Annotated in this window: 7 protein-coding genes and 1 pseudogene; 5 read left to right on the top strand and 3 right to left on the bottom strand. The window is 65.8% G+C overall.

Translation table 11 applies throughout. The annotated features are described in order from the left end of the window. Positions 1-522: pseudogene (locus tag VET27_RS11385) on the top strand (hypothetical protein); the annotation flags it as partial. 109 nt (positions 523-631) lie between these two features. Here the strand turns inward: VET27_RS11385 and VET27_RS11380 are convergent. Beyond that, a complete protein-coding gene (locus tag VET27_RS11380) occupies positions 632-1033 on the bottom strand; it encodes a type II toxin-antitoxin system VapC family toxin (protein ID WP_526518072.1) in 402 nt (133 codons plus the stop codon). Continuing rightward, the gene (locus VET27_RS11375) at positions 1030-1275 is read right to left on the bottom strand and encodes a type II toxin-antitoxin system VapB family antitoxin (protein ID WP_526518070.1); all 246 of its coding nucleotides are present in this window, start codon (positions 1273-1275) and stop codon (positions 1030-1032) included. The genes VET27_RS11380 and VET27_RS11375 overlap by 4 nt, the downstream gene beginning before the upstream one ends. Before the next feature lie 210 nt (positions 1276-1485). Between VET27_RS11375 and VET27_RS11370 the strand changes: the two genes are divergently transcribed. The 4 genes from VET27_RS11370 (at position 1486) to VET27_RS11355 (ending at position 4067) form a co-directional block, all read left to right on the top strand. Further along, complete coding sequence (locus VET27_RS11370) at positions 1486-1773, top strand: type II toxin-antitoxin system TacA family antitoxin (RefSeq protein WP_526518068.1); 288 nt, start codon at positions 1486-1488, stop codon at positions 1771-1773. Continuing rightward, the gene (locus tag VET27_RS11365) at positions 1770-2282 is read left to right on the top strand and encodes a GNAT family N-acetyltransferase (protein ID WP_526518066.1); all 513 of its coding nucleotides are present in this window, start codon (positions 1770-1772) and stop codon (positions 2280-2282) included. Before VET27_RS11370 ends, VET27_RS11365 begins: the two co-directional genes overlap by 4 nt. A gap of 178 nt (positions 2283-2460) precedes the next feature. Next, on the top strand, positions 2461-2958 hold the full coding sequence (locus tag VET27_RS11360; RefSeq protein ID WP_526518064.1) for an SEC-C metal-binding domain-containing protein: 498 nt from the start codon (positions 2461-2463) through the stop codon (positions 2956-2958). Next, positions 2922-4067: an IS1096 element passenger TnpR family protein gene (locus tag VET27_RS11355; RefSeq protein ID WP_526518062.1), complete on the top strand. Its 1146-nt coding sequence runs from the start codon at positions 2922-2924 to the stop codon at positions 4065-4067. The genes VET27_RS11360 and VET27_RS11355 overlap by 37 nt, the downstream gene beginning before the upstream one ends. Before the next feature lie 58 nt (positions 4068-4125). Here the strand turns inward: VET27_RS11355 and VET27_RS11350 are convergent. Beyond that, on the bottom strand, positions 4126-4482 hold a 357-nt coding region (locus VET27_RS11350; protein ID WP_526518060.1), incomplete at its 5' end, for an ATP-binding domain-containing protein.

Below are 4482 nucleotides of genomic sequence, written 5' to 3'. Positions count from 1 at the left end.
GCGGTGCGGTCGCGGGTCCGCGACGTCCGGCTCGGGTATGCCACGCCCACGGGCGGTTACGCGCGAAGCGGTCTGGAGGTCGCACAATTCGTGGCGGCCCGCATGGACGAGCTCGTGAAGCTCGTCGCGCAGACGGAGGCGTTCATGCTCACGCCGGCCTTCATGGAGGTCTTCGGACAGCATGGCGACGAGAGTACCGCCGACGCCGAAGGCATTGTGCAGGTGGCCAACCGGCTGATGGACTATCACCAACGATTTCTCACCTTGGCCGAGCGGTGCCGCGACTTCGACGCTCCATCGCAATACTCGGGGCTGATGCGCGACTGCGGCCAGCTGATGAACATCCCTCTGGATGGCTATGACACGTTCGTCGACGACTTCACCGACTTCATCGCTCGGATGCCCGAGATGATGCGGTATGCCCGCGGAACCATTGAGGCCGATGCCATTTCGCTGCACATGAGCATCGACGACCAACTCCTGAAGCGAATCACCAGGCAGGTGCGGGCGTCGGCGAAGTAGGTGGCCTAGACGTCGAGGAAGCGAACAGCGCTGCCACGGTCACTGCGTCACCAGCTGTGAAAACAGATGCTGCATCTCCGGGCACCGACGAGGTTGCGTACCGCGCCAGTCATTGCGGCTCAAGCGCGGATTGGACGCCCGTGTGTCCAAAGTCGTTGCCCTTCCACAGAAGCGGTTCACGCATGTCCTGCGCGAGGGCGTAGGACAGGCAATCACCGAAGTTCAAACCGGCGGAATGGCCGCTGCCCTTGCCGAAGTCCACGTAGGCCTGACGGGCGAGGCGGGCCTGTCGCTCGGTAACCGGTTCGACGACGAACTCTGCTTCCTGCAGGAGCGCGTCCAGGCCTCTGCTGATGATCGGGTCACGCTGCGAATCGAGGACGATTCCGCATTCGAGGTAACTCGCGGCGGACAGTCGTCGCACCTCGGCGGTCGCAATGGCCTTGGCGTAGACCGCGGCATCGTTCTCCGCCCTGAGGATCGCGATGATTGCCGACGTGTCCACGATCATGCCGGGAGGCCTCGCTCGTCGTAGAGCATCGTTCCGTGGTCTAGCTGCCTGGTTTCAGGGCTCATCCGACTGGCGGATTTGTGGCCGATGGCCAGCAGTCGGGCGGTGAGATCGTCCTGCTGCAGTCTGGCCAGACGCTCGTTGACCGCCTTCGCCACCGCTTCGGATTGGGACTCACCGGTAATTCTCGCAATCCGCTTGACCGCCTCGTGAACCGCCGGATCCTTGATGTTCAGCGCCATGATGGTACCTTTCTACCCAGTTGATGGTACCAGTAGATCAGGTGTCTGCAGGTTTGCTCGTCACGTTCTAACGTGTCACTCCACGGTCCGTACCCGGTTGCACGAGGAGGCTTGAGGCCAGGTCTCGGCGTCAAGCCGCCCGCCATTTTGGCCCGCGCGAACAACGGAAGCCCGTCCGGACAACGTCCGGACAGCTGCTATGCTCAACAGATGACCGATCATGCGATCAGACCCCGACGTCATCGGCTGGAGGTTCGTGTTACTCCAGAACAGGACGCGCTGATCCGTCAGGCAGCCGACCTCGAGGACACCACGGTGACCGCGTTCGTTCTGGACACGGTCACATCACGAGCGAAGGGCGTGGTCAAGCAGCATCAGGACTTGGTGCTGTCGAACCAGGCGTTCGACCTATTCATGACCGAACTCGACAAGCCAGCCACGCCCGTACCGGAGCTGATTGACCTGTTCAGGAAGAACCCCGAGCTCCGCGAGGCGTGACCCGCGTCCTGCTCGAACGGCTCGATGCCGACCACGACATCAGCACCTTCGACTCCGGAAACGAGGTGCTCGACGCGTGGCTGCGCAGCCACGCGCTCGCAGCGCAACGCATGGACTCCACGCGTACGTTCGTCGCCGTAAGTAGCGATCGTGTCATCGGCTACTTCAGCCTGACCATGGGTTCGGTGCGTCGAGCTGAGGCTCCGGCAAGGCTCGTCCGCGGCATGCCTGCCCATCCGGTCGGCATGGTTCTGCTGGCCCGCCTGGCAGTCGAGCGGTCACAGCAGGGAACAGGCGTTGGCGCAACGCTTCTCGCCGAGGCGCTACGAAAGGCCGTCGCCGCCGGGGAGGTCGCTGCCGCAAGGCTCATCGTGGTGGATGCTGTCGACGAGGCGGCGGCCGCCTTCTACGAGAGGTACGGCTTCGTCCGAGCACCCGAGAATCTTCTCCGCTACTACCGCCGTATGAAAGACGTTCGCGCCAGCCTTGATTCATCCACCGACGGCTGAGGACGTGGGGCTTCATCTAGCGAACCGGAGGGCGGTGGCAACCCGCGACGTAGCCGCATTGCATTCGGCAAGCATGCCCGGTCATCGACCCTGTTATCACTAGCAGAAGTGACTCTGCGCGCCCCAGAAACTGCCGAAGTATGGTGCGCGGCGCAGCGGTGCGAGAGGATGCGAATCGATGACAGGGCTATCGGATCGGTTGCAGCGGGAGTTGTCCGCGGCGCACTCCCCGCGGGAGCAGGAAATCGCGCCGGAAAGCCGCGGCGACATCGGCACGGTGGCCTTGGCGTGGCTGCCGGCCGGAGACTACGAGCAGGCGACGAGCGCGTGGCCCGACTTTGCTGGCAGCGACCGGGTGGCTGGCTCAGACGGTCCGCTCCCGCACCCGCAGTACTGCCGGGCGATGCAGCAAGTGTTTGTCGAGTATGCGGAAGCCGGCCTGCCCGCGATGACGATCGCCCCGCTGCGGGTGGCGCCCGTCACTGCGTGGTGTGCCGAAGGAGGGCACCAGCCTGATTCAGCGGACGCCCGGGCCGAGTATGCCGCTTACCTGGCAGCCAAAGCCGACCCAGGTTTGATCGCCTGGCCACCGGCCCGCAACCAGCCGTGCTGGTGCGGGTCGGGGCGCAAGTACAAGAAGTGTTGCGCCGCACCGACATCCGTCGCACCGCGATGAAGACCATCAGGCTGCGGGTGGGGTTGCGCGACGTCGAACCGGCGGTCGCCAGGACGGTCGACGTGCCCGCATCGACCACCCTGCCCGAGCTGCACGAGCTGCTGCAGGCCGCTTTCGGGTGGACCGACTCGCATCTGCACCAGTTCGTGACACCGCAGGACACGTACGGGATGGAGATTCCCGGCGAGGAGGTGTGGCCCGAGGACCAGCGTGACGAAGCCGGTGCCCGGCTGGCCGATCTCGGCAACGAGTTCGAATACCTCTACGACTTCGGCGATGGCTGGACCCATGACGTCGAGGTGCTCGGGTCCGGCGGCTCCACGCCGGGCTGCGTGGACGGGCACGGTGCCTGCCCGCCCGAAGACTGCGGCGGACCCGGCGGGTACGCCGAGCTGCTCGACGCGCTCGCCGACCCAGCACACCCCGACCACGACCACATGCGCAGCTGGGTCGGCAACCGGTTACGTCCCTTCGACCGCGCCGCCACCGACCAGTGGGTGCGCCGGGTCGTCGGTGAGGTGCCCGAGAGCGTGCGGCTGCTGCTCGATCTCGTCGCCGACGGGGTGAAACTCACTCCGGGCGGGCGGCTACCGAGAACGGTGGTACGCGGCATGCAACAGCACCGTCCACACTGGTATCCGCTGGGCCGGCCCGCCACCATCGAGGACGACCTGCCCCCACTCGGGGCGCTGCACGATCTGCTTCGCGGCGTGGGGCTGCTGCGGCTTCGCCACGGCGTGCTCACCCCCACCCGAGCGGCCGGCGACGATCTCGCCATCGTGCGCCGCCTCAGGGCGGCGTTCGACGGCAACACGTTCGCCACCGAGATCACCGAGCTGACGATTGGGGTGCTCGCCGCACACGGCCCCCTCCCCCTTGCAGAGCTTGCGACCCAGGTGCACCAACTGCTTCGGCTCGGCTGGCAGATCGGCGGTCAACCCGTCAGCCCGCGCGACGTGCAGATAGCGATCGCCCAGCAGTCCTCGATCATGAGCGGACTCGACCTGATCGACGACGCCGACTGGCGCGTATGGACCATCGGCGCTTCGGCGCGATCCCTGCTTCCCGGCGCCACCATGCTTGCCGAGATCTGGTCCAACGAGGAGTGATCCGCCGGCGGCGGAGACCGATGAGGCGCAGGTCGACACCTCGCCGGCGACGGCCCGGTCAGTCGACGTTGAGCCGTCGCGCCAGATCAGGGCCGCCGACCTCGCGGATGAAGTCGGGATCGCCGCAGACGACCAGTTGATCACGTGCCCTGGACAATCCGACGTAGAGCCGTTCCCGGGACCGTTCGAACTTGGACTCCTCATTGACGACGAGGACGACCGCCCGCCGCTCGAGTCCCTTGAAGCCCAGGACGTGACCGTAGAACACCTGCTCGGCGTCCCAGAAGGTATCCCAGTAGGCCTTGTGCCCGTCGCGCTGGCGCTCGGTCTGCTCGGGATGGCGGCTACCGGTGGTCAGCAGCGCGAGATCCTGCTGCCGCCAGCCTTCTTCGATGAGCAGGTCGATCTGATCGTC

The organism is Mycobacterium sp. (assembly GCF_035633495.1).
Classification (GTDB): Bacteria; Actinomycetota; Actinomycetes; order Mycobacteriales; family Mycobacteriaceae; genus Mycobacterium.
This window is presented reverse-complemented; position numbering and strand designations above follow the sequence as displayed.